Origin of the sequence: Chromobacterium phragmitis, from assembly GCF_003325475.1 — a bacterium.
In the GTDB taxonomy this organism is placed as follows: Bacteria; Pseudomonadota; Gammaproteobacteria; order Burkholderiales; family Chromobacteriaceae; genus Chromobacterium; species Chromobacterium phragmitis.
On record NZ_CP029495.1, the window covers coordinates 1,478,205 to 1,499,846 of the forward strand.

Consider the following 21,642-nt stretch of genomic DNA (forward strand, 5'->3'; position numbering starts at 1 on the left):
TTAGAACGAATCGAATCACTCACAAGCCAGCCTCGCGCTCGAGCACCGCTCCCAGTCGCCGCCAACCCAACGCCAACAGGCTGTGACGCTCGCCGCTCAGCCGCGCCCAGCCGGAAACCTCGCGCGCAGGAGACGGCTGCCGGTCACACGCCTCCAGGCGTACCCGGAAAATGGCGCTCAACGGCACCAGCCCATGCTCGCGCTGCTCGACTGGAATCGTCCCGCCGTACAGGGACGCCAGCATCGGCTGGTCCAGGACCGGCAGGTTCAGCCTGTCGATCGGCCCCAGGCGACAAGCGACGGATAGATGCTCTCCGCTATCGGCGACAAAGCGCGCGGCGTCTCCCTGCCGCAGCCCGGCCAAACCTTCCTCGTCCACATAGGCCTCGCCCCGTACTCCGGCCAACCCGACGACCTGCATCAAACGCTCTCCCTGCGCCACCACTGTACCGGCGCGCAACGCATCGCTGACATCGGCCACCCGGCCAGGAAACGGCGCAGTCAACACCAAGCGCCGCCGCTGGCTCAACAAGCCTGCCACCTGCTGCCGGGCCGCCAGCCACTGCTGGCTCAAGGCCGTGCCCTTTTGCTGCAACTCGGCATTGAATGGCTGTTGCGCAACCTGCCAAGCCAAGTCCGCCTCCGCCACCCTCGCCAGAGCCAGCTGATGCTCCAGCTGAGCCGAATCCAGTCTGGCCAGCGGCTGCCCCGCCTTGACCATCTGTCCCTCCTTTACTGCCACCTCGGCCACCATGGCGGGCTCCGCCGCATACAGGCCCTGAGATTGCATCGCCTCCATCACCGCGGGGCTGGACACCTCCCTTCGCCACGGCAGAACGAGAAACAGCAAAGCCAAAGCAAGCAGCGCGACGCTGCGGCGGGTTTCGCTTCTCCAGCCCAGATCGCCGCGACGGCGCTGCCAGACAATCATCTCGGCAACGACAGGCCGGACGATGAACCACCCCAATTCGACAAACAGCAGCAGCAAGCCCAGGGCCTTGAAGAACATGTGGTAGACCAACAGCGCGATGGAGGTGAACAACACCAGGCGGTACAGCCAAGTTGCCCATGCGAACAGAACCAGCCCTCTCCTCCGTGCGATGGGGAAATGTTCCGGAACCGGATCATCCAGCCCCAGCAGCCAACGCCGCAGCTGCCAGCGCGCCAACGCAAAAGCCCGGATATGCAGATTGGGCACGCCCAGCCAATCGGACAGCAGGAAGTAGCCGTCGAAGCGCATGAAAGGACTGGAATTGACCGCCAGCGTCGCCAGCCAGGTGGTCGTGGCCAACAGGAAGGACCCGGCCCTCAACGGCCCCTCCGGCAATAGACACCAGGCGAGCGTGGCCAGCGCGGCCAATACCAATTCGGTCAACATGCCCGCGGCGCCGATCAACAGCCGCTGCCTGCGAGAAGGCAGCTTCCAGGCGTCATTGGTGTCGGTGTACAGCACCGGCACCATTACCAGAAAAGCCACCCCCATCGCCGGCACACGGCAACCGAAATGTCTGGCGGTCAGCGCATGTCCCAATTCGTGCGATATCTTGGCCAGGCTCAAAGACGCGGCGACGCCGAGCGCCGCCGACCAGCCGCCGTATGCGGAAAAAGTATGGGTGAATTCGTCCCAGCGCCGCGAAACCAGCGCCAAGCCCAGCAACGACAACGCAGCCATGCCCCACCAGAATCCAGGGCGAAACAGCCAGCCGCACCAAGGCAGCAAACGGTTGAGCCAGGCTTCCGGCCTGACCAGTGGAATTCGGAAAAACAGGTAATTTTTCAGCAGCCACATTGCATGGCCGGGCCTGCCCGCCTGACGGACCCGCCACAGCCAATCGCTATCCGCGCACTGCAATAGTTGATGCTGCGTCAGGAATTGCAGCAGCTGGGCCATGTCGTCATCTGTCAGGCGCAGCGTGGTCTCGGCGTTCACCGCCTCCAGCACAGCCGCGACGGCGCCCAGTTGCCAGCGCGACAGCATCTCGAAACTCGCCCAGCCCAGTTGGTAATAGCGATTGGCAGCCGGGTCATGCAGCATCCAGCTGGATGACCCGTCAGCCAGCTCCGGTCCCGCATGCAGCGTCAACTCTTGCCGCAGCGGCGGCAACGGCTTGGCCGCCATGCCCTACCAGCCCAGCCATTGCCGCGCGGCGGTCAGCGGCCGGCGCAGCGCGTAATAAAACAAGGGCACCCAGTCGCCATATACCCGGGCAGTACCCATCTGCCCCAGCAGCGGCAATCGCTGGCCGTCGACAAACCTGGCCTGCAGGCGATAAGCCAGCAGATTGCCCTCGCCGACCTCTGCCTTGTAAGCGATGCGCAACAGGGCAGCGTCGTAGGAGTGGAAGGGAGAGGCATTCGGGTACAAGGTCACCTGCCCGCCAGGCGAGAGGTCTATCGCCTCGGCGGCGGGCAGCCAGGCCGTCAGCTCCACCCTGGCGGGGTCTGCCAGCGTCATGACCCTCTCCCCCTGGGCAACAGCCTTGCCCAGCCAGTCGTTGCGATCGGAAAACACCACCACCCCATCCGCGGGCGCGGTGACATGCAGCCGCTTTAGCTCGCGGCGGGCGTAATCGGCGTTGATATCCTTTTCCTCCAGCCTGGCCTTGTCCTGCGCCAGTGCCATCTTCCCCTTGTCGTCAGTCAACGCCAGCTGGGCGCTGGCGCGAAAGCTTTCCTCGGCGGCTCTGGCTTCTTCCCTTGCCAGCGCGAGCTGGCTGGACAGGACGGTGGCGTCGAGATCGAACAGCGCCGCGCCTCGTTTGACCGGCTGGTTGGGCAGCACCGACACTTTCTCGATCACGCCCGTAACAGGCGCGCGCAGCAACAGGGGGGCGCTGGGCACCACCTCGGCCCGGGCAAGCACGCTCAGCCTAACCGGAAGGCAGGCGATCAGCAGAGCGGCGACCAGCGCGCGTCGCCGATGGCGGCCGGACTTCAACCAGTCCAAGGCCTGCGCTCTGACATTGCGCCGAGGCGCATGCTGGCGCAAGGCGTGGCCATAACCATGCGACAGTTCCTCGGCCAAGCGGATCTCGTATTCGCTCCACGCCAGATCGCGCGCCAGCAGCAGCGCGCCGTGCTCGCCCAGCCGCAGCCACAAGGCGTGCTCTGGCAGCCAGTGGGCCCACTCCTCAGCCAGCGCCTCGGGCAAGACGGCGGCGCTGAGAGATTGGCTGCTCCGGATCGCCCCTTCGCGCTCCAGATGGCGAAACAGGGCGGACAGCCATTGCAGATAGGGCGCGGTGGGGTCCGGCTCGGCCAGTCCGGACAAGGCGGCGACATGGTGGCGCAAGCCCCCGCGCCACAATGCCGCCTGACGATAGGGCAACAGCTGCAGGGTTTCGTTGACCATGACGAAGCCCAGCCTCGCGGCGCTGTCGGCCTCGCGGGCGCGGTGCAGCAATTGCAGCAGCGTCGCCAATTCCCGGCTGCGGTCGGCGTGTCCCATGGCCTATTTGAAGCTGGCCCAGCCGCTCATCCCGGGCAGCAGGTTGGCCGACTTGCCGTCTATCACGCCGATCGCCAGAATGGTCTGGCTGACAGGGTCGATCTGCGCGCCCAGACGCTCGATGCGCGCCGGAAAGCTGGCGCCCAACTCGTCCACCGCCACATTGAAGCGGCTGCCGGGCTTCAGCGTGGCCAGCCACTTGGACGGCACCAGCATGCGCAGCTCCAGCGAGTCGGCATCGACGATGTCCAGGATGGGATTGCCCGGATTCACGTACTGATGCACCGCGGCGCTGCGCTTGGCTACCCTGCCGTCGAACGGCGCGGCGATGCTGCACTTGGACACCAGGGTCTGCGCGTAACTGGCGTCGGCTGCCGCTTCTTTGGCCTTGCCCTGCGCCTGGGTCAGCTCCAGGGTGCCGACCGAATTGTACTTCGCCAGTTGGTTGTTCACCTTCAGCAGCTGGCTGGCCGCCTCCAGCGAAGCCTGCGCCTTGCGCAGTTGGGCGCGATAGCTGCTGCAGTCGAACTCCACCAGCGCCTGCCCGCGACGGAAGCTCCCTCCCTCCACCACCGGCATCGCGGAAATCTTGGCCGGTATCTCGCTGGACAGCGTCACCGCGTGCCTAGACATCAGTTGCACGCGGATGCGGCCGTCCGCGGCATTGATCGCGCTCCCGGCCGGCGGCGCGGCCTGGACAGCGAAGGGCAGCCCTACGCCCAAGCACAGCCAGACGCGCTTCATGGCTTGCCTCCGGACACCTCGCCCTGCCATTGGGTTTCCGCCCCTTTCAACGCTTGGCTCAGCGACGCCAGGTCATATCCCCGGGTGGTAGCCGGCAGCGGATCCAGCCCCAGGCTGGCGCCCATCAGGCCGTAGGCGTTCTGCAGATCGCCATACGACTGGTACAGCCGCAGCGTGGAGAACACCGCGTTGGCGTCGGCCAATATACCTTGCAGCCGCGCCGAAGCGCCGCTCTCCACCGCGTTGCGCGTCTGCTGGTAGATCGCCTGGTCTACGCCGTTCAACTCGCGCTCCAGTTCGTACTGCCGGGTCTTGCCGTTGAAATCCAGATAGGCGACATGAACCTGGGTCAGCACCGCCATGTTCAACGCCAGCCGCTGGGCTTCTCCCACCCGTTTCTGCGCGTCCGCCGCGCGGGTGATCGCCCCGGCGCTGAAAAGATTGAGCAGATTCCAACTGATGCGCAAACCGGCATCGCTCCAGGAATTGTTGACCAGGAACTTGTTGCTGTCGTAATGCTGGCCGACGCTGAACTCCAGCCCCGGCAGCAGCTTGGCGATCGCCTTGCGCGTTTCCAGCGCGCTGATTCGGCTGCTGTATTGCGCCTCCACCACCTCGGGCCGGTTCAGCAGCGCCATCTCCTCCATGCGATCGACATCCAGCCCCAGCGCCGGCACCGGCATGTCGGCGGGTGCCGCCACCTGGAAATCCTGTCCCGGCGACACGTTCATGATCGCGGCCAGCCTCGGTTTGGCCTGCGACAACGCGTTGCGCACCGCCGTCATCTGCCGGATCACATCCAGCAGCTGCCGCCGATAGTTGAGCGCATCCAATGGCGCGCGCAGCTTCTGCTTCTCCACCTGGCGCGCGTCTTCCAGCGCGGACTGGGCATCCTTCAACAAATCGTCCACCCGTCCCTGCAAACGCTGGGCACCGGCGGCCTGCCACCAAGCCTCCCGCACCTGCTGCATCAGCTGCTGCGCCACCTTGCGCTTGCGCTGCTCCAGGATCAGCACCCGGTCGGCCTGCTGCCGGGAGGAGAAATAGCTGACGCCGAAATCCAGCACGTTCCAGCTCAGGTTCAGATCGGCGGTGCGATCTCGCTTCTCGCTGGAGATGGACGGCACCAGCGACTGCTCCCCGGTAGCGACGTTCTGCGACGACGACGCGTTATCCTTGTTGCGGGCGGTGTAGCCGGCGGCCAACGCCAGCTTGGGCAGCATATCCAGGCTGGTCAGGTCCAGCTGCCGCTGCGACAGCGCCTCCTCCATCAGCTTGACCCGATAATCGAGGTTGTACTTCAACGCCCGCGCCATCGCCTCCTGCAGCGTCACCGGCGCCGTCAGCGCCTCCTGGCTGCCAAACATCAGCTGCCTGTCGGCCGCCAGCGTCGCCTGGCGCTCCGCCAGGCTCAACGGCTGCGGCGTCGCCGCGCAGCCGGCCAGAACCAGCGCGAGAACCAGCGGAATCAAATGGATACGTCTCTGACGCGGCCATGCCTGTAAGTCGGATTGCATGCTGCTGCCCCCTTGAGCGTTGTCGGTTGGCCAGGGCGTTCCCTGTCACTGCCTACGTACTGCGGCACCGCCTAGCAACTGCCGTTCATCCTTGCGTCTCCCCCTCCAACAATGCTGCCAGGCGTTGCTCGAATGCATGTTGGCCATGTTGCTCGAACTGCTGGTTGAGCGCCTGCTTGCCTGCCGCCGCGGCAGCCGCTTTGCCAGCCGGCGGCGTGGCGGCCTGCCGCTGGCCGAAATTGAGCTGGATGTGGCTATTGCCATGGTGGCCGCTCTTGTCCTGCACCTGGATGTCTATCGAAATGGACTTGTTCCAGCCCGCCGGCGCCTGTCCGGTGAATTTGCCGGATGCCGGATCAAACCTCAGCCAGGCTGGCAGCGGCTGGCCATTGCTCTGCCGGGCGGCGATGCTCAGGCTGGCGGAAGACTCCCGCGTAATGATGGTGGCCGGCGGCAGGGAAATGGTGAACGACTGCCCGGTCACCAGCGGCCGCACCCCCAGATCCGGATTCACCTGCAGCGCGATGGTCGGGTTGCTGGCTGTGCTGCTGATGAAAGACGGCGCGCTGCCGTTGGCGCTGCCGTTGGCGCTGTCGCCGGCGCCGAAAGTCGGCGTCAAGATGCCCGTGCCCAATCCCGTGGCAGTGGAGCCCAGGATGGTCTGACCCGTAGTGATGATCGCATTGCCGTTATTCGCGGTGGAGACGGAACTTCCGCTCACAGCCGCCAGTACGATGTTGGGCGTAATGGGTGGCAGTTGTATGGTGTTGGTGAAGGTAGGCGTGGTCGTCACCGTAACCGGCGCAACCGTGCTGACCGGCACCACTGGAGAGGCCAACTGGTAGGACGGCGCAGTCGCGGTTCCCTTCAACAGATTGCCGGCGGCGTCGCTGACCATATTGTTCTTGATCGTCAATGACAAGGATCCATCGCCGCCGACTCCCGACAACTCGACAACGTAGCTGGTCGAACTGAGCGACGTGACGCTGGCTACCGTGCCGCGCGCGCTGCCGCTGCTCACCACGCTTAGCGCGTCGGCAGTGAACGAAGCGACCGGCTTGGTGAATACCACTTGGTAAGACACGGTGCTGGCCGAAGTATTCAGCAAGCCGGATGCCGTAAGGCTCTGCACCTGCGGCGAGGCGGTGTCCACCGTGATGGCGTAGCTCGCCGACTGGCCGCTGATGTTGCCGGCCGCATCCACTGCCATGGCGCGAATGCTGTGATTGCCGTCCGCCAATGCGCTGCCGACGTTATAGCTCCATGCGCCGGTGCTGTCGGCGGTCGCGGTGCCGACTGCCACGCCGTCGATGTACACCGTCACCGTGCTGTTCGCTTCCGCGGTGCCGGTGATCGTCGGCTGGTTGTTGCTGGTGACGCCGTCGCTGTGGCTGCTGCCGGTGTCGCTGGCCGCGCTCAGGCCCAGGCCGGCCGGCGCGTTGGGCGCGCTGGTATCGACGGTGATGTTCTTGGCCGAGGACTGGCCGCTGACATTGCCCGCCGCATCGGTCGCCGTCGCCTTGAGGCTGTGGTTGCCGTCCGCCAGGCTGCTGGCCAGGTTGTAGCTCCACGCGCCGGTGCTGTCAGCGGTCGCGGTGCCCACCGCCGTCCCGTCCACGTACACCGTCACCGTGCTGTTCGCTTCCGCGGTGCCGGTGATCGTCGGCTGGTTGTTGCTGGTGACGCCGTCGCTGTGGCTGCTGCCGGTGTCGCTGGCCGCGCTCAGGCCCAGGCCGGCCGGCGCGTTGGGCGCGCTGGTATCGACGGTGATGTTCTTGGCCGAGGACTGGCCGCTGACATTGCCCGCCGCATCGGTCGCCGTCGCCTTGAGGCTGTGGTTGCCGTCCGCCAGGCTGCTGGCCAGGTTGTAGCTCCACGCGCCGCTGCCGTCCGCCGTCGCCGTGCCCACCGCCGTCCCGTCCACGTACACCGTCACCGTGCTGTTCGCCTCCGCGGTGCCGGTGATCGTCGGCTGGTTGTTGCTGGTGACGCCGTCGCTGTGGCTGCCGCCGGTGTCGCTGGCCGCGCTCAGGCCCAGGCCGGCCGGCGCGTTGGGCGCGCTGGTATCGACGGTGATGTTCTTGGCCGAGGACTGGCCGCTGACATTGCCCGCCGCATCGGTCGCCGTCGCCTTGAGGCTGTGGTTGCCGTCCGCCAGGCTGCTGGCCAGGTTGTAGCTCCACGCGCCGGTGCTGTCAGCGGTCGCGGTGCCCACCGCCGTCCCGTCCACGTACACCGTCACCGTGCTGTTCGCTTCCGCGGTGCCGGTGATCGTCGGCTGGTTGTTGCTGGTGACGCCGTCGCTGTGGCTGCTGCCGGTGTCGCTGGCCGCGCTCAGGCCCAGGCCGGCCGGCGCGTTGGGCGCGCTGGTATCGACGGTGATGTTCTTGGCCGAGGACTGGCCGCTGACATTGCCCGCAGCGTCGGTCGCCGTCGCCTTGAGGCTGTGGTTGCCGTCCGCCAGGCTGCTGGCCAGGTTGTAGCTCCACGCGCCGCTGCCGTCCGCCGTCGCCGTGCCCACCGCCGTCCCGTCCACGTACACCGTCACCGTGCTGTTCGCCTCCGCGGTGCCGGTGATCGTCGGCTGGTTGTTGCTGGTGACGCCGTCGCTGTGGCTGCTGCCGGTGTCGCTGGCCGCGCTCAGGCCCAGGCCGGCCGGCGCATTGGGCGCGCTGGTATCGACGGTGATGCTCTTGGCCGAGGACTGGCCGCTGACATTGCCCGCCGCGTCGGTCGCCGTCGCCTTGAGGCTGTGGTTGCCTTCGGTCAGGGCACTGGTCAGGTTGTAGCTCCACGCGCCGCTGCCGTCCGCCGTCGCCGTGCCCACCGCCGTCCCGTCCACGTACACCGTCACCGTGCTGTTCGCTTCCGCGGTGCCGGTGATCGTCGGCTGGTTGTTGCTGGTGACGCCGTCGCTGTGGCTGCTGCCGGTGTCCGTGCCGCTGGTGAGGCCGCTCACAACCGGCGCGCTGGGGGCTGAGGTGTCGATCGTCACCGAATACGCTGACGAAGTGGCGCTGTTGACGCCGCCGCTGCTCGCCATCGCCGTGATCGCATGGCTGCCGTCGGCCAGGCTGGAAGCGAAGTTGTAAGTCCAGGCGCCGGAACTGTTGGCGGTGGTGGTGCCGACGCTGACGCCATCGACATAGACGGTGACCGTGCTGCCTGCCGTCGCGGTGCCGGTCGCGGACGGCGTGTTGTTGCTGGTGACGCCGTCGGAGCTGCTGGAGCCGGTATCGGTGCCCGCCGTCAATCCGCTGACGCTGGGCGTGGGCAACTGGATCGCGATGCTGCGGGTGACCGTGGCGCTGTTGTTGGTGCCGTCGTTGACTGCGAAGCTGACCACCCGGGTGGAGGTATTCGGCGAGCCGGCGGTGTCGTTGTAGGTCACCGCCCGCAGCGCCGCCTGCCATTGCGCCACCGTCGCCGTCGCGCCGCTGGAGGTCAGCGTCAGCACGCCGGTGCCGCTGTTGTAGCTGGCGGCGATGTTCCCGTAAGTCACCGCGCTGCCATTGGTGAACGCCAGCACATCCTCGCCGCTGTGGAAGTTGCCGGTGATCGACACCGTCGCGCTGGCCAGCGTGGCGTTGTCCCGGTCCGACACGGTGATGCCGCTGTCCACCGCCACCGGCGTCGGCGTGCCGCTGACGGTATAGCTGCCGCTGGCGCCGGACACGGTGGCGATCGGCGTCTGGTCTGTGGCCGCCACCGTCACCGTGCGCGTCGCCGCCGAACTGGTCTTGGTGCCGTCGCTGACCGCGAAGCTCACAGTCCGCGTCGCCGTGTTCGGCGTGATCGCGCTGTCGGTGTAAGTCACCGCGCGCAACGCCGCCTGCCATTGCGCAACCGTGGCGGTGGCGCCGCTGGAAGTCAGCGTCAGCACGCCGGTGCCGCTGTTGTAGCTGGCGGCGATGTTGCCGTAAGTCACCGCGCTGCTGTTGGTGAAGCTCAGCGCATCTTCGCCGCTCTGGAAATTGCCGGTGATCGACACTGTCGCGCTGGCCAGCGTGGTGTTGTCCAAGTCCGATACCGTGATGCCGCTGTCCACCGCCACCGGCGTGGAGGTGGCGTTGTCCGCGGCGGCAAAGGCCGCGCTGCCGCCGCTGCTGGTCGCGAGCGGCGTTTGATCGGTGGCCGCCACCGTCACCGTGCGCGTCGCCGCCGCGCTGGTCTTGGTGCCGTCGCTGACCGCGAAGCTGACCGTGCGCGTGGCGGTGTTGGGCGTCACCGCGCTGTCGGTGTACTTGACCGCGCGCAGCGCCGCCTGCCATTGCGAAACGGTGGCGGTGGCGCCGCTGGAAGTCAGCGTCAGCACGCCGGTACCGCTGTTGTAGCTGGCCGTGATGTTGCCGTAGGTCACCGCGCTGGTATTGGTGAAGCTGAGCACATCCTCGCCGCTGTGGAAGTTGCCGGTGATCGACACCGTCGCGCTGGCCAGCGTGGCGTTGTCCAGATCCGATACCGTGATGCCGTTGTCCACCGCCACCGGCGTGGAGGTGGCGTTGTCGCCGGCTGCGAACGCCGCGCTGCCGCCGCTCGCCGTCGTCAGCGGCGTTTGGTCCGTCGCCGCTACCGTCACCGTCCGCGTCAGAACCGCGCTACTATTGCTGCTGCCGTCCGCTACCTGGAAGCTGACAGTGCGCGTCGCCGTGTTCGGCGTCACCGCGCTGTCGGTGTAGGTCACCGCCCGCAACGCCGCCTGCCATTGCGCCAGCGTGGCGGTGCCGCCGGCCGAGGTCAGCGTCAGCACCCCGGTGCCGCTGTTGTAGCTGCCGCTGATATTGCCCATGGTGCTGCCGTCGTTGGTGAAGGCCAGCACATCCTCGCTGCTGTGGAAATTGCCGGTGATGGACACCGTGCCGCTGGCCAGCGTGGAGCTGGCGTTGTCCGCGACGGTGATCGCGCTGTCCACCGCCACCGGCGTGGAGGTGGCGTTGTCGCCGGCCGTGAACGCCGCGCTGCCGCCGCCATCCGCCAGCACCGGCGCGGCGCTGACCGCCATGGTCACGCTGGAGGCGCTGCTAGTGCCGTCGCGACCGTCGTTGACCGTCACCTGTATGGTGCGGGTGGAAGTATTGGGAATGCCGGAGGCGCTGTCGCGGTACGTCAGCGCAGTCAACAGCGTGCCCACGCGCGAGGCGGTGGCGTTGCTGTTCAGGGTGACGATCAAATCATGGCCGCTGACGCCGTCGCCATTGGTGGCGATGGTGCCGATGGCCACGCCGCCTACCGATACCGTGCTGCCCACGCTGGTGCCGCTGGACAGCGTCACCGTGCCGGCGGTGCTGATGCCCAGCACGTCTTCGCCGCTCTGGCCGTTGGCGGAGAAGTGGGCGGTCACGTTGCCGCCGTTGAAGCTGGTGGTGTCGCTGTCGCTGACCGTGGCCGCGGTGCCGGTATCCAGGCTCGCAGCGCTGCCGCCGGCGTAATAGGTGTTGCTGTCGCCGTTCAGGTTGCTGATCACCGGCGCGCTGTCCGCCGCCACGGTGACGGTCTTGGTCACCGTGGAACTGGTGTTGCTGCTGGCGTCGGTGATGGCGAAACTGATGGTGCGGGTGCTGGTATTGGGGGATAGCGAGCTGTCCTGATAGGTCACCGCGCGCAAGGCTGCCTGCCATTGCGCGTTGGTGGCGGTGGAGCCGCTGGAGGTCAGCGTCAGCACCCCGGTACCGCTGTTGTAGCTGCCGCTGATATTCCCCATGGTGCTGCCGTCGTTGGTGAAGGCCAGCGTGTCCTCGGCGCTGTGGAAGTTGCCGGTGATCGACACCGTGGCGCTGGTCTGGGTCGAGGCCGCGGTATCGCTCAGCGACATGCTGCCGTCCACCGTCACAGCCGCGCCGGTGCCGGAGCTGTAGGCGCTGCTGCCGCCGCTGGCGGTCAGGGTCGGCCCGGGGAAGTGGAAGTTGACGGCGTTGATGCTGCCCACCCCGATCATGCCGGTGATGTTGTGGCCCGATGCCGCCAGCAGCCGGAAGGAATCGATGCCCTGAAAGGCGCTGTTGCCGGAAACGGTGAAAGTCACCAGCGTCCCCCCGCCCTGCAACACATCGCCCACCGATTGGGTCAAGGTCGCGCCGGACACCGCGGAGCCGTTCAGATAGCCGACCAGCTGGACGCTGCCGCCAGTGGTGCCGGAATCGTAGCCATTCAGCACCACGCCGATGGAGTTGAGGGTGAACAGACTGCCGTCGTTGGGTTTGACGCTCAGATAGGTGATGGGAATGGTGCCGTCGGAATAGCCGTCCACCGTTTCCGCGGTGCTGGGTTTCTCGACAATGATGGACTGGTTGCCGTTATTGGTCTGGCCCAGCTGCATGACGAAATTCCAGCCGTTCAGGTTGGTTGCGGTGTCCGTGCTGCCAGACGGGTTGTAGACTGCGCCGTCCAGGTTGTCGAAGGTGGTCGTTCCGGAAGTCGGCTGGGTCAACAGGCCGTGATAGTCGACCAAATTCAACGTGGCCACGTGAAGCCGGTCGGTCGAATACTCCAGCGTCCAGTCGCCGCCCAGGCTGGCATCGCCGGTGGCGTTGGTGGAGGCGGCTGTCACCCGGCCGCTTTCCCTGGCGATCGCGTTGACCAGCGCCGCGCCGTCGCTGCCTTCGGCCACGTCGCAGCCATACAGCAGGATATCGCCGCCGGGGCGCAAGGCCTGGCCGATGGCGGCCAGCTCGGCTTGATGGCTGGCGACATTGGCGGTGGTCAACTCGGTGGCGCCCAGCTGCAGATCGTTTTCCTGGCCGTGCGAAATGATGTGGATGGCGCTGTAGCCATGATGGCTTTGCGCCCACTCCGCGATCTGCGCCAAACCGTCCTTGCTGCTGTCCAGCACCACCACTTGGTAGTTGGCCGGCAATTGCGCGAGCAGGCTCTTCAAATTCACCACGTTGGATTCGACGAACACCACCTGCGGGCCATCCGCCTTGCCGCCGCGCTCCCCGGCCGCGTCGCGCTGCTGCGCGGTGGCGGCCAAGGCTGCCGCCGTTTCGCCGTGCCGCTGCTGGATGTCGGCATGCTGCGCGTCATGCGCCGGCTCAACGTGATGCGCCGCCTCGCCCACCGAGGCCGCCACCGCGCCGTCGAACATCATCCGCGGCTCCAGCGCCTGAAGAAGCAAACGGCTGGCTGGCCGAGCAGCCTGTTTGGCCGGTTCCCGGCCCGACGATTTCCACCATGCCATGATACCGCTCCCGCTGCGCCCGGCTGCCACCGGCACGTTTAAAATAAAAGGCCCCAGCTACAGAAATAGACTAGTTGCAAGCATAAAAAAATGTCGTATGGGTAAATGTCTTTTAGATAAATCTACTTAGTCCACGCCTTGGACCATGCCACATCCGCTTGCGGCGCATGCGCGCATCCCGTATCGTTCGCGGCAGTTTTCAAGGATTGCCGATGACCGCTACCCCGCTTTACTGCGCCGAACCCGCCCGTCTAGATACTGCCTTGCGCCTTTGCGAGCGTTTCACGCTGCCGCTGGTGAAACAACGCCCGACGGACGGTTATTGGCTGGAGCTGAACGGCGAGCGGCTGGAACTGCTGACGACCGGCAAACACGGCGCGGTGTACGCGGAGTTCGTCGAGGGCGCGGCGCGCCACCGCCGCGAGCAGGGCGGCGGCCGCGGCCAGCCGGTAGCCAAGGCGGTGGGATTGAAGGGCGCGAAGGAACTGCCCTATGTGGTGGACGCCACCGCCGGCCTGGGCCGCGACAGCTTCGTGCTGGCCACCCTGGGCTGCCGGGTGACCATGGTGGAGCGTTCGCCGGTGGCGGCGGCCTTGCTGGCCGACGCGCTGGAGCGCGCATTGCGCGACGAGACCACCCGCGACATCGCCGAGCGGATGACGCTGGCGCATGCCAATTCGCGCGATTGGCTGGCGGGCCTGCCCGAGGCGCAGCGGCCGGACGTGGTGTTCGTCGATCCGATGTTCCCGGACACCGACAAGAAAGCCGCCGCCGCCAAGAAAGACATGCAGGCGTTCCAACATGTGATAGGCGAGGATATGGACAGCGCGGAATTGCTGGCCGCCGCCATCGCCGCCGCCAAGGTGCGCGTGGTGGTGAAGCGGCCGCGGCTGGGCGCGCCCATCGCCGGCGTCAAGCCGTCGGCGGTGCTGGACGGCAAGTCCACCCGCTTCGACCTCTACGTGATCAAGGCGCTGGCCTCAGGCTGAGTGCGCCGCCCGGCTGTCCGCCGGCGCCGCCTCCCGCTCGTCCAGGCCGTAATCGCGCAGCACCGCCGCCACCCGCAGCCGGTAGCCGGCGAACAGGCCGCCTCGCCCCGCCGCCTGCGCCTCCCGGTGGGTTGCCAGATTGCGCCAGGCGGCCAATGCGGCTTCGTCGCGCCAGAACGACAAAGACAATAGCTTGTCCGGCTGGCTCAGGCTCTGGTAGCGCTCGATGGAGACAAAACCGTCCATCGACCGCAAATGCTCCGCCAGCCGCGCCGCCCAGGCCAGATAGCCGTCGCGGCCGCCTTCGGCCAGCGTCACCTCGAATATCACCGCGATCATCTGCCGTCTCCCGCGCCGAAGCGGCGCATTCTCACATTGGGCGGACCACGGAAAACCATCCCGCCGCCCAGCGCGCGCCAATCCGGACCGATCTCCTCCAGCGCCGCCAACGCGCCGCGGGCGATGGCCAGGGCCAGCCGCTCGCCGGGGCAGCCATGGCGGCCGCGGCCGAAATCCATAGACTCGCCGGGACCTGCCGGGTCCCGCGCCGCCGCGGCCAGCAACACCAGCACTTGATCGCCGGCCTTCAGCGGCTGGCCCGCCAGCGTCGCGTCCTCGGCGACGAAACGCCGCGTATGGTGCAACACCGGGTCGGCCCGCAGGCGGCGGCGCCATTCCCCGGCTTCGCGCCAATCCCATGGCCCTTCGCAGCGCCAGGCGATGCCGGCGGCCAGCAGGCCGGCTCCGGCGTCGCGGCTCTGGAACAGCGCGCCCAGCAAGTTGGCGCGCAGCGCATCCTCGCCCAACTCGCCAAATTCCTGTCGCCAGCGCGCCAGCCAGCCGGCGTCCTCCAGCGCGGCCAGCTCCGCATGGAGCGCCAGGCAGGCCGCTTCGCCCGCCTCTCGTTCCACCGCGCCGGCATCGGCAGCCACGGCGCGGCACCATGCCGCGACCTGCCCGGACAAGCCCAGCAAACTCCGCTCCGGCCAGCCCAGCAGCGAGGCCAAGGTGGCCGCCGGCAGGAAATCGACCAACGCGTCCAGCCGCGCGCCATCCGGCGCCGCGCCTGCCAGAAAGCCCCGCGCCAAGTCCCGCGCCCGGCGCTGCGCCCTCTCATCCTCCTGCGCGGCCAAACTAGCCGCCACCGCCGCGCGCAGCGGCGCATGGATGGGAGCTTCGCTCATGCGCAGCCAGCGTCCAAACGTTTCCCCCAGCGCCAATCCGGCCAAGGCCGCCGGCGCCGGCTCATCCAGCGGACGGACGCGGCAGGCGGGACAGGCCAGCACGGCCGACGCCGCCGCATGCGAAGCGGCCAGCCATAGGCCCAGGCGCTGGTCGCGCGCCCAGCCCTGGCGCGCCAGTTCCAAATAATAAGGATAAGGATCGCGGTGGCTGGCGGCGGCCAGCGCGTGCTCCGGCCAGGCGCTCATGCCGCGTCTCCCAGGTATTGCCGCCGCACCTGATTGACGCAGCGCTCGCGCGAGCTGGCGGCCCGCTCATGCGGCGCGAACGGCGCGGCCGCTTCATCCAGCAGCGCCACCGCGCGGTGCAACAGGGCTAGCTCGCCCGCCGGCAAGGCCGCGCGTGTCTGGCGAGCGGTCAGCCGGTCGATCACGGCGACGGCCGCGCCCTTGGCGGCGATCTCCTCCACCCGGGCATGGCGGGTGCACACGCCGTAGGTGCCGGCCAGGAAGTGCGTCCACTCTTCATCCAGATTCGCCTCCGCCGCATCGGCCAGCCCTTGCGCCGCCAGGCGCGCCCACTCCGCCCGATAACGCCGTTCGAAGCGCGCGCGCAGCGCGGCGGCGTCGGCTTGATCCGCCTCGACCAGCCATTCGGCCATCGCCAGCGGATACCAGGCCAATGCGCCGTCCAGCGAGCGCTCGCCGCAATACGACGTCACTACGCCCGAGCAGCGCAATGCGTAGGACGGCTGCGGCGCGCGGCCCTCGCGCTGCAGCCGCGTCAACCGCTCCCGTGACAGGCCGCAGCGATGCAACAGCTGCGGCTCGCTCAAAAAATGGTTTTGCAGATAATCCAACAAGACCTGCATGGCGAAACTCCTTGGCTAGCGCTTTCGATGCCGCTATCGTAGCCAGCCATCCGCCACGATGTTTCACGCTGGAGTGAACCATGATCCACAATGCCGACTTGCCCGACATCAGCCGCCTGGCCAGCCTGCTGGCCGATCCCGGCCGCGCCCGCATGCTGCTCATGCTGCTGGACGGCGGCAGCTACCCCGCCAGCGAGCTGGCGCGCCACGCCGGCCTCAGCGCCCAGGCCGCCAGCAATCACCTGGCCAAGCTGCTGCAAGGCGGCGCGCTCAAAGTGGAGCAGCACGGCCGCCACCGCTACTACCTGTTGGCCAACGCCGCCATCGCCCAGGCCCTGGAGGCGCTGAGCGCCGCCGCCCACGGCCATGACCTGGAGCGGCCGCGCGCGGCCAGCCCGGTCTCGCCGCCATTGCGGCTGGCGCGCACCTGCTATGACCACTTGGCCGGTCGGCTGGGCATCGCCATCGCCGATGCGATGCAGGCGGGCAACTTGCTGCTGCTGAACGAGGAAAGACAGTTCGAGATGACGGCCCGCGGCCGCGACTGGTTCGCCGCGACGCTGAATATCGTGGAACCGCAAGGCGGCCGCCGCCCGCAGGCGCGCGCCTGCCTGGACTGGAGCGAGCGGCGGCCCCACCTGGCCGGCGGCTACGGCGCGGCGCTGTGCCGGGAGTTTCTGGCGCGGAACTGGGTGGAACGGCGGCTGGACAGCCGCGCGCTGCGCGTCACCCCGGCCGGGCTGGCCTTTTTGCGCGAACAATGGAATATCCGGACAGAGGCGCTGATTGAATAAACCCGCATTCGATGCAAGCGAATGCCCTGCTTATTGGATTGTCCTATACTTGGCCCGCCGAGCCGCAGCGCGAAACCCGAGCCGCGCCCGCCTCAAGCAAGGCGCAGCCGCTTGCCTTTGACTCATGTATCGCACGCAGGAGAATCCGTATGCGGCCTCCCCCGCTGCCCAGCAATGAAGCTGAACGCGTTCAGGCGTTGCAAGAGCTTTTGATTCTCGATACTCCGCCGGAAGATAGATTCGACATCCTGACGACGTATTGCCGCTCGCGTTTCGATGTCGATATCGCTTTGATCAGCCTGGTAGACCGCGATCGGCAGTGGTTCAAGTCCCGCAGCGGCTTGAACGTGAGCGAAACGCCGAGAGAAATCAGCTTTTGCGGGCATGCGATCCTGGATACCGAGGTGATGGAGGTTCCCAACGCGCAAACAGATGAACGTTTTGCCGACAACCCCTTGGTCATCGGGGACCCCGGCATTCGTTTCTACGTGGGCGCGCCGCTGATTTTGTCCTCTGGATACTGCATCGGCACGCTCTGCATCATCAGCAAGCGTCCCAGGCAATTGGCCGAAGAAGACCGGGCGCACTTGCAGGCGCTTGCCCGAACGGTCGTCTCGGAGATTGAAGCGTCTCCCGCCCCCTGCTAACCGCCGGCCAAGCGCAAATCGCGGCGCGGCGCCGCTCCCCTTTCGACACACGGGCGGGCGCTGGCGACGGCTCAGGCCAGCAAGCGTTCGGCAAAACCCTCCGGAATCGCCGGGCGGCCGCGCTCGTTGATCGCGGTGCCGATCACCAGTCCTTCCAGCACCACCTTGCCGTCGGACGCGCGCACCACCTGCTGGCGGAAGCCGAAGCGCACCCGCGACACCGGCTCGAAAGCCACGGTGACGGCGAACTGGTCGCCGCTGGTCAGCGAGGCCTTGTAGTCCATCTCGGAACGCACCACGACCAGGTTGATCTTGTCCCGCGCCAGCTCGGCGAAGTCGATGCCCTTGGCCAGCAGAAACTCGTGGCGGGCGTGTTCCAGATAATTGAAGTAAACGCCGTTGTTGACGATGCCCTGCATGTCGCACTCGTAGTCGCGCACTTTGAATTCAACGGAAAAAACTGACATCAAGCGGATCCCTGTTGGCTGACGATGGAAGCGGCCGCGGCCGCGGACAAACGGCTTGGACGCAAACGGCGGGCGTCAGTTTCGCAGAACGGCGCGGCACAGGCCAGCGCGCCGGCGAAGCAGGGGATCCGGACGCGGCCGCCGTCCGCGAAGGCCGCGGCTCAGCGCTTGGCGGGCGCGGCGGGCTGCGCGCGCCGCCACTCCACCTTGGGCGGCGCCTGCTGCGGGGTTCGGCCCAGCAGCCAGGCCAGCCAGTTTTCATTGCCGGAGAAGATCATGGCAGCGGCCTCCAGCCATGGTGGCGCAGACGCTGCGCCACCGCCGTGGCGGAGCGGCGGCAAGCCAGCACCGGAATGCCCTGCGCGGCGGCCCGGTCGCGATAATGCCGCATCACATTGTGGCCGAGAAAATCGGTGAGCAGGATCAATACGTCCGGCCGTCCCGGCAGCGCCGCCCTGCGCTGGTGGGCGACATTGCGGCCGCAGACGTGGCGGGCGACGCGGATGCCATAGCATCGCAGCACCTCCGGGATATTGCCCAAGCTATCGGCTCCCACCAGCAGCGCTTCCATCATGCCCCCTCGCCTAGCGCGGATTCGAGTGATGCCTTGACTGTAAGACGCGCCAATAATATCTCAAAGAAATAATAAATTTTAATTCAATATTTTTTTGATATATAGAGCCAGTCCAGTCCGAATGCTGGACAAGCGCTGGCAAATCCATTAGCCTGCCCGGCCCGCGCAGACGCGCATAAGTCACTGATTTGTCTATACAAATGAATGCCGTTGTCCTAGCCGTGGGCGTCATGCTCACCCTGGCGCTGTTGCGCACCCACGTTGTCATCAGCCTGCTGCTGGGCGCCCTGATCGGCGGCCTGGCCGGCGGCCTGCCGCTGTCAGCCACCCTCGCCGCCTTCAACAACGGCATCACCGGCGGCGCGTCCGTGGCGCTGTCCTACGCGCTCTTGGGCGCCTTCGCCCTCGCCATCGCCAAATCCGGTCTGCCGCACGCGATGGCCGATCTGGCCGTCAAACGCCTGGAACACAGCGACGGCAAGGGCAAGCTGAAATGGGCGCTGATCCTGCTGCTGGGCGCGGTCAGCGTCGCCAGCCAGAATCTGGTGCCGATACATATCGCCTTCATCCCGCTGCTGGTCCCGCCGCTGCTGTACGCGATGGCTCGGCTGCACCTGGACCGCCGGCTGATCGCCTGCGTGATCACCTTCGGCCTGGTGACGCCTTACATGGTGTTTCCGGTGGGCTTCGGCGACATCTTCCTCAAGCAGATCCTGCTGGGCAACATCGCCAAGGCCGGCATGAGCGTGGAGGGCATCAACGTGATGCACGCGATGGCCATCCCGGCGCTGGGCATGGTGGCCGGCCTGGTCTGGTCGGTGCTGGTCAGCTATCGCAAGCCACGCCAATACTCATTGGGCAAGATCGAAAACGCCGAGCGCACCCATGCCCGCGTCAGCCGCAAGTCGCTGGCCACCGCTTTCGCCGCCATCGCCGCCGCCTTCTCGGTGCAGCTGTACACCGACTCCATGATCATGGGCGCGCTGGCCGGCTTCTTGCTGTTCCTGGCCACCGGGGTGGTGAAATGGAAGGATGCCGACGGACTGTTCAACGAAGGCATGAAGATGATGGCGATGATAGGCTTCACCATGATCACCGCCCAGGGCTTCGCCGAGGTGCTGAAGGCCACCGGTGAAGTGGGCTCGCTGGTCAGCGCCAGCGCCGGCCTGTTCGACGACAACCGCGGCCTGGCCGCCTTCGTGATGCTGGCGGTGGGCCTGGTGGTCACGCTGGGCATCGGCTCCTCGTTCTCCACCGTGCCCATCCTCGCCGCCATCTACGTGCCGTTGTGCCTGCACCTGGGCTTTTCGCCGCTCGCCACCGTCGCCCTCATCGGCACCGCCGGCGCGCTGGGCGACGCTGGTTCGCCGGCATCCGACTCCACGCTGGGTCCCAGCTCCGGCCTGAACGCCGACGGCCAGCACGACCACATCCGCGACACCGTTCTGCCCACCTTCCTGCACTACAATCTGCCGCTGCTGGCGGCGGGTTGGATCGCGGCGATGGTGTTGTAGAATGGCGGACATGGACGCCAATACCGATAACCGCATGGAGGCGCTGGAAGTGCGCCTCGCCTTCCAGGACGAGCTTCTGGACGCGCTCAACGCCACCGTCGCCCGCCAGCAGAAAGAAATCGACCTGTTGCAGCAGCAGATCCGCCTGCTGTATCAGCAGTTCCGCAACGCCCAGCCTGACGACGGCCCCGGCGCGTCGCCGCGCGACGACATTCCGCCGCATTACTGATAACCGCGGATGCCGCCTGGGCCGGCCCGCTTTGCCTCAGGCGCGTCTCCGGCTGTCGCCAGCGGCTCCTGGCCCAATCCCGCGGGCGAAAAGACCTGCGCGCAACCAATCGTGACATATACTAAAAAATGCAAAGCAATTGAAACAGGATTTCAATTGCCTGATCTTTATAGCACATATATTCCACAAAACTGCTGATAAAACAGTCAGTTCCTTCCCTGCGCCCCTCGCGTTACTCTCGCTTCGCCTGATCGCCGTTTTCGACCCGCCCGCTGGATGGCATGCATGAAGACTATCGATTCGGATACCTACGCAGTCCGCTTTTCCTGTCAACCATCAATCTCAGGAGCGCTGTCATGAGCCAGATCACCGCAGTCAATGTACCGGCCAAGAAGGAAATCGAAGCCAGCAACAGCATCATCAGCCAACTGAAGGACTATCAGTCCAAAAACTGGGCGATCGGCCTGAACGGCGACAACCTGGCGCCGGACGGATTTCTGGCTTTCTTCACCGAACGCCGCCTGCCCTTCGCCTACTACGTGCGCTCGCAAGGCGTCAGCGTCGGCGAGCCGTCCGCCTACCAGATCAACATCGACACCCTGAACCACTACGTCGCGCTGATCCGCAGCTCCGAAGGCCTGGCCGTGCACGGCGTGATCACCCAGCTGAACCACTACAAGTCGCAAAACTGGGCGATCGGCCTGAACGGCAGCACGCTGCAGCCGGACGACTTCCTGCCCTTCTTCGACACCCGCGGCGTGCCGTTCGCCTACTACGTGCGCAGCGGCGGCGTCGAGCTGGGCACCCCGGCCGCTTACGAAAACAACATCAAGGCGCTGCAACAGTATCTGAGCAGCCTGTAAACCGCAGTCCTCCGCCCCGCCGGCTGCCGCCGCGGGGCGGTTTCGCCGTCACTCCCGCTTGCGCCGCCGCGATACCGTCGCTTCTATGTTCTTGCGCCCTATCAGCCTCACCGGCTCCGGCATCGCCAGCCGCGGCTCGTCCTCCAGCCATTTGTACATCACCAGGCAGTCCACCAGCCCATGCGCGGCGTGGCGATATGCGCGCGGCAGCCGGCCGACAATGTCGAAACCCAGCTTCTGCCACAGCGCCACCGCCGCCTCATTGGTGGCCACCACGCTATTGAACTGCAGCGCCAGAAAGCCGCGCGCCCTCGCCCGGCGCTGCGAATGCTCGCACATCGCCCGCGCCACGCCCTTGCCGCGCGCCGCCGGCGCCACCATGTAGCCGCAATTGCCGACATGGCCGCCAGGCCCGGCAGCGTTGGCTTTGAGGAAATAGCTGCCGAGGATGGCGCCATCCTCTTCGGCCAGCCAGCTTTCCAGCGGCGCCTCGAACCACAGCGCGCGCGCGTCCTCCTGGCCCATGTCCGGATCGAAGGCGTAGGTTTCGCGCGCGGCGGCGATATCGCGGAAAATCGGCCAGAACGCGGCGAAGTCGCCCGGCGTCATCGGTCGGATCTGCATCC

17 protein-coding genes are annotated in these 21,642 nt (G+C 66.7%); 6 read left to right on the forward strand and 11 right to left on the reverse strand.

Going from position 1 to position 21,642, the window contains the following annotated elements; translation table 11 throughout:
• Positions 1 to 19: 19 nt before the first annotated feature.
• The 5 genes from DK842_RS06975 to DK842_RS06995 form a co-directional block, all read right to left on the reverse strand.
• Entirely contained in the window at positions 20 to 2,119 is a 2,100-nt protein-coding gene (locus DK842_RS06975; protein WP_232538618.1) for an HlyD family efflux transporter periplasmic adaptor subunit, read from the reverse strand.
• A gap of 3 nt (positions 2,120 to 2,122) precedes the next feature.
• Positions 2,123 to 3,448, reverse strand: coding sequence for an efflux RND transporter periplasmic adaptor subunit (locus DK842_RS06980; protein ID WP_114060811.1), 1,326 nt, complete (start codon positions 3,446 to 3,448; stop codon positions 2,123 to 2,125).
• A gap of 3 nt (positions 3,449 to 3,451) precedes the next feature.
• On the reverse strand, positions 3,452 to 4,192 hold the full coding sequence (locus DK842_RS06985) for an efflux RND transporter periplasmic adaptor subunit (protein ID WP_114060812.1): 741 nt from the start codon (positions 4,190 to 4,192) through the stop codon (positions 3,452 to 3,454).
• A complete protein-coding gene (locus DK842_RS06990) occupies positions 4,189 to 5,664 on the reverse strand; it encodes a TolC family protein (RefSeq protein WP_232538619.1) in 1,476 nt (491 codons plus the stop codon). The genes DK842_RS06985 and DK842_RS06990 overlap by 4 nt, the downstream gene beginning before the upstream one ends.
• A gap of 130 nt (positions 5,665 to 5,794) precedes the next feature.
• Positions 5,795 to 12,886, reverse strand: coding sequence for an Ig-like domain-containing protein (locus tag DK842_RS06995; protein WP_114060814.1), 7,092 nt, complete (start codon positions 12,884 to 12,886; stop codon positions 5,795 to 5,797).
• 212 nt (positions 12,887 to 13,098) lie between these two features.
• Here DK842_RS06995 and DK842_RS07000 point away from each other — a divergent pair, with 212 nt between their 5' ends.
• Positions 13,099 to 13,875 (forward strand): class I SAM-dependent methyltransferase, encoded by a 777-nt coding sequence (locus tag DK842_RS07000; RefSeq protein ID WP_114060815.1) that lies wholly within the window; start codon positions 13,099 to 13,101, stop codon positions 13,873 to 13,875.
• On the opposite strand, the gene DK842_RS07005 is transcribed toward DK842_RS07000, so the two are convergent.
• The 3 genes from DK842_RS07005 to DK842_RS07015 are packed head-to-tail and all read right to left on the reverse strand — an operon-like array spanning position 13,867 to position 15,928.
• Positions 13,867 to 14,214, reverse strand: coding sequence for an antibiotic biosynthesis monooxygenase family protein (locus DK842_RS07005; RefSeq protein WP_114060816.1), 348 nt, complete (start codon positions 14,212 to 14,214; stop codon positions 13,867 to 13,869). The genes DK842_RS07000 and DK842_RS07005 overlap by 9 nt on opposite strands.
• Positions 14,211 to 15,305, reverse strand: a complete 1,095-nt coding sequence (locus tag DK842_RS07010) for a cytochrome P450 family protein (protein WP_114060817.1) — start codon at positions 15,303 to 15,305, stop codon at positions 14,211 to 14,213. Before DK842_RS07010 ends, DK842_RS07005 begins: the two co-directional genes overlap by 4 nt.
• Positions 15,302 to 15,928 carry a DUF6058 family natural product biosynthesis protein gene (locus DK842_RS07015; RefSeq protein ID WP_114060818.1) on the reverse strand — a complete coding sequence of 209 codons (627 nt, stop codon included), beginning with the start codon at positions 15,926 to 15,928 and terminating at the stop codon, positions 15,302 to 15,304. The genes DK842_RS07010 and DK842_RS07015 overlap by 4 nt, the downstream gene beginning before the upstream one ends.
• 80 nt (positions 15,929 to 16,008) lie before the next feature.
• Here DK842_RS07015 and DK842_RS07020 point away from each other — a divergent pair, with 80 nt between their 5' ends.
• Entirely contained in the window at positions 16,009 to 16,722 is a 714-nt protein-coding gene (locus tag DK842_RS07020; protein ID WP_114060819.1) for an ArsR/SmtB family transcription factor, read from the forward strand.
• A gap of 149 nt (positions 16,723 to 16,871) precedes the next feature.
• On the forward strand, positions 16,872 to 17,369 hold the full coding sequence (locus tag DK842_RS07025) for a GAF domain-containing protein (RefSeq protein WP_114060820.1): 498 nt from the start codon (positions 16,872 to 16,874) through the stop codon (positions 17,367 to 17,369).
• 71 nt (positions 17,370 to 17,440) lie between these two features.
• On the opposite strand, the gene DK842_RS07030 is transcribed toward DK842_RS07025, so the two are convergent.
• Both DK842_RS07030 and DK842_RS07035 read right to left on the reverse strand, forming a co-directional pair.
• Positions 17,441 to 17,836: an acyl-CoA thioesterase gene (locus tag DK842_RS07030; RefSeq protein ID WP_114060821.1), complete on the reverse strand. Its 396-nt coding sequence runs from the start codon at positions 17,834 to 17,836 to the stop codon at positions 17,441 to 17,443.
• Between the two features lie 274 nt (positions 17,837 to 18,110).
• Positions 18,111 to 18,410: a DUF2325 domain-containing protein gene (locus DK842_RS07035; RefSeq protein WP_232538620.1), complete on the reverse strand. Its 300-nt coding sequence runs from the start codon at positions 18,408 to 18,410 to the stop codon at positions 18,111 to 18,113.
• Between the two features lie 200 nt (positions 18,411 to 18,610).
• On the opposite strand from DK842_RS07035, the gene DK842_RS07040 reads away from it, so the two are divergent.
• The 3 genes from DK842_RS07040 to DK842_RS07050 all read left to right on the forward strand — a co-directional run bounded on the left by DK842_RS07040 (position 18,611) and on the right by DK842_RS07050 (position 21,016).
• A complete protein-coding gene (locus DK842_RS07040; RefSeq protein ID WP_114060822.1) occupies positions 18,611 to 19,924 on the forward strand; it encodes a Na+/H+ antiporter family protein in 1,314 nt (437 codons plus the stop codon).
• Between the two features lie 10 nt (positions 19,925 to 19,934).
• Complete coding sequence (locus DK842_RS07045; RefSeq protein WP_114063656.1) at positions 19,935 to 20,153, forward strand: SlyX family protein; 219 nt, start codon at positions 19,935 to 19,937, stop codon at positions 20,151 to 20,153.
• 356 nt (positions 20,154 to 20,509) lie between these two features.
• On the forward strand, positions 20,510 to 21,016 hold the full coding sequence (locus DK842_RS07050; protein ID WP_114060823.1) for a hypothetical protein: 507 nt from the start codon (positions 20,510 to 20,512) through the stop codon (positions 21,014 to 21,016).
• A 48-nt stretch (positions 21,017 to 21,064) separates the two neighbouring features.
• Here DK842_RS07050 and DK842_RS07055 read toward each other — a convergent pair whose 3' ends face one another.
• Positions 21,065 to 21,640, reverse strand: a complete 576-nt coding sequence (locus DK842_RS07055) for a GNAT family N-acetyltransferase (RefSeq protein ID WP_114060824.1) — start codon at positions 21,638 to 21,640, stop codon at positions 21,065 to 21,067.
• Positions 21,641 to 21,642 lie beyond the last annotated feature (2 nt).

Bases quoted from the DNA above. Each gene is read 5' to 3' on its own strand.
- DK842_RS06975 (WP_232538618.1), bottom strand. From the start codon at position 2,119: ATGGCGGCCAAGCCGTTGCCGCCGCTGCGGCAAGAGTTGACGCTGCAT.
- DK842_RS06980 (WP_114060811.1), bottom strand. From the start codon at position 3,448: ATGGGACACGCCGACCGCAGCCGGGAATTGGCGACGCTGCTGCAATTG.
- DK842_RS06985 (WP_114060812.1), bottom strand. From the start codon at position 4,192: ATGAAGCGCGTCTGGCTGTGCTTGGGCGTAGGGCTGCCCTTCGCTGTC.
- DK842_RS06995 (WP_114060814.1), bottom strand. From the start codon at position 12,886: ATGGCATGGTGGAAATCGTCGGGCCGGGAACCGGCCAAACAGGCTGCT.
- DK842_RS07000 (WP_114060815.1), top strand. From the start codon at position 13,099: ATGACCGCTACCCCGCTTTACTGCGCCGAACCCGCCCGTCTAGATACT.
- DK842_RS07005 (WP_114060816.1), bottom strand. From the start codon at position 14,214: ATGATCGCGGTGATATTCGAGGTGACGCTGGCCGAAGGCGGCCGCGAC.
- DK842_RS07010 (WP_114060817.1), bottom strand. From the start codon at position 15,305: ATGAGCGCCTGGCCGGAGCACGCGCTGGCCGCCGCCAGCCACCGCGAT.
- DK842_RS07015 (WP_114060818.1), bottom strand. From the start codon at position 15,928: ATGCAGGTCTTGTTGGATTATCTGCAAAACCATTTTTTGAGCGAGCCG.
- DK842_RS07020 (WP_114060819.1), top strand. From the start codon at position 16,009: ATGATCCACAATGCCGACTTGCCCGACATCAGCCGCCTGGCCAGCCTG.
- DK842_RS07025 (WP_114060820.1), top strand. From the start codon at position 16,872: ATGCGGCCTCCCCCGCTGCCCAGCAATGAAGCTGAACGCGTTCAGGCG.
- DK842_RS07030 (WP_114060821.1), bottom strand. From the start codon at position 17,836: ATGTCAGTTTTTTCCGTTGAATTCAAAGTGCGCGACTACGAGTGCGAC.
- DK842_RS07035 (WP_232538620.1), bottom strand. From the start codon at position 18,410: ATGATGGAAGCGCTGCTGGTGGGAGCCGATAGCTTGGGCAATATCCCG.
- DK842_RS07040 (WP_114060822.1), top strand. From the start codon at position 18,611: ATGAATGCCGTTGTCCTAGCCGTGGGCGTCATGCTCACCCTGGCGCTG.
- DK842_RS07045 (WP_114063656.1), top strand. From the start codon at position 19,935: ATGGACGCCAATACCGATAACCGCATGGAGGCGCTGGAAGTGCGCCTC.
- DK842_RS07050 (WP_114060823.1), top strand. From the start codon at position 20,510: ATGAGCCAGATCACCGCAGTCAATGTACCGGCCAAGAAGGAAATCGAA.
- DK842_RS07055 (WP_114060824.1), bottom strand. From the start codon at position 21,640: ATGCAGATCCGACCGATGACGCCGGGCGACTTCGCCGCGTTCTGGCCG.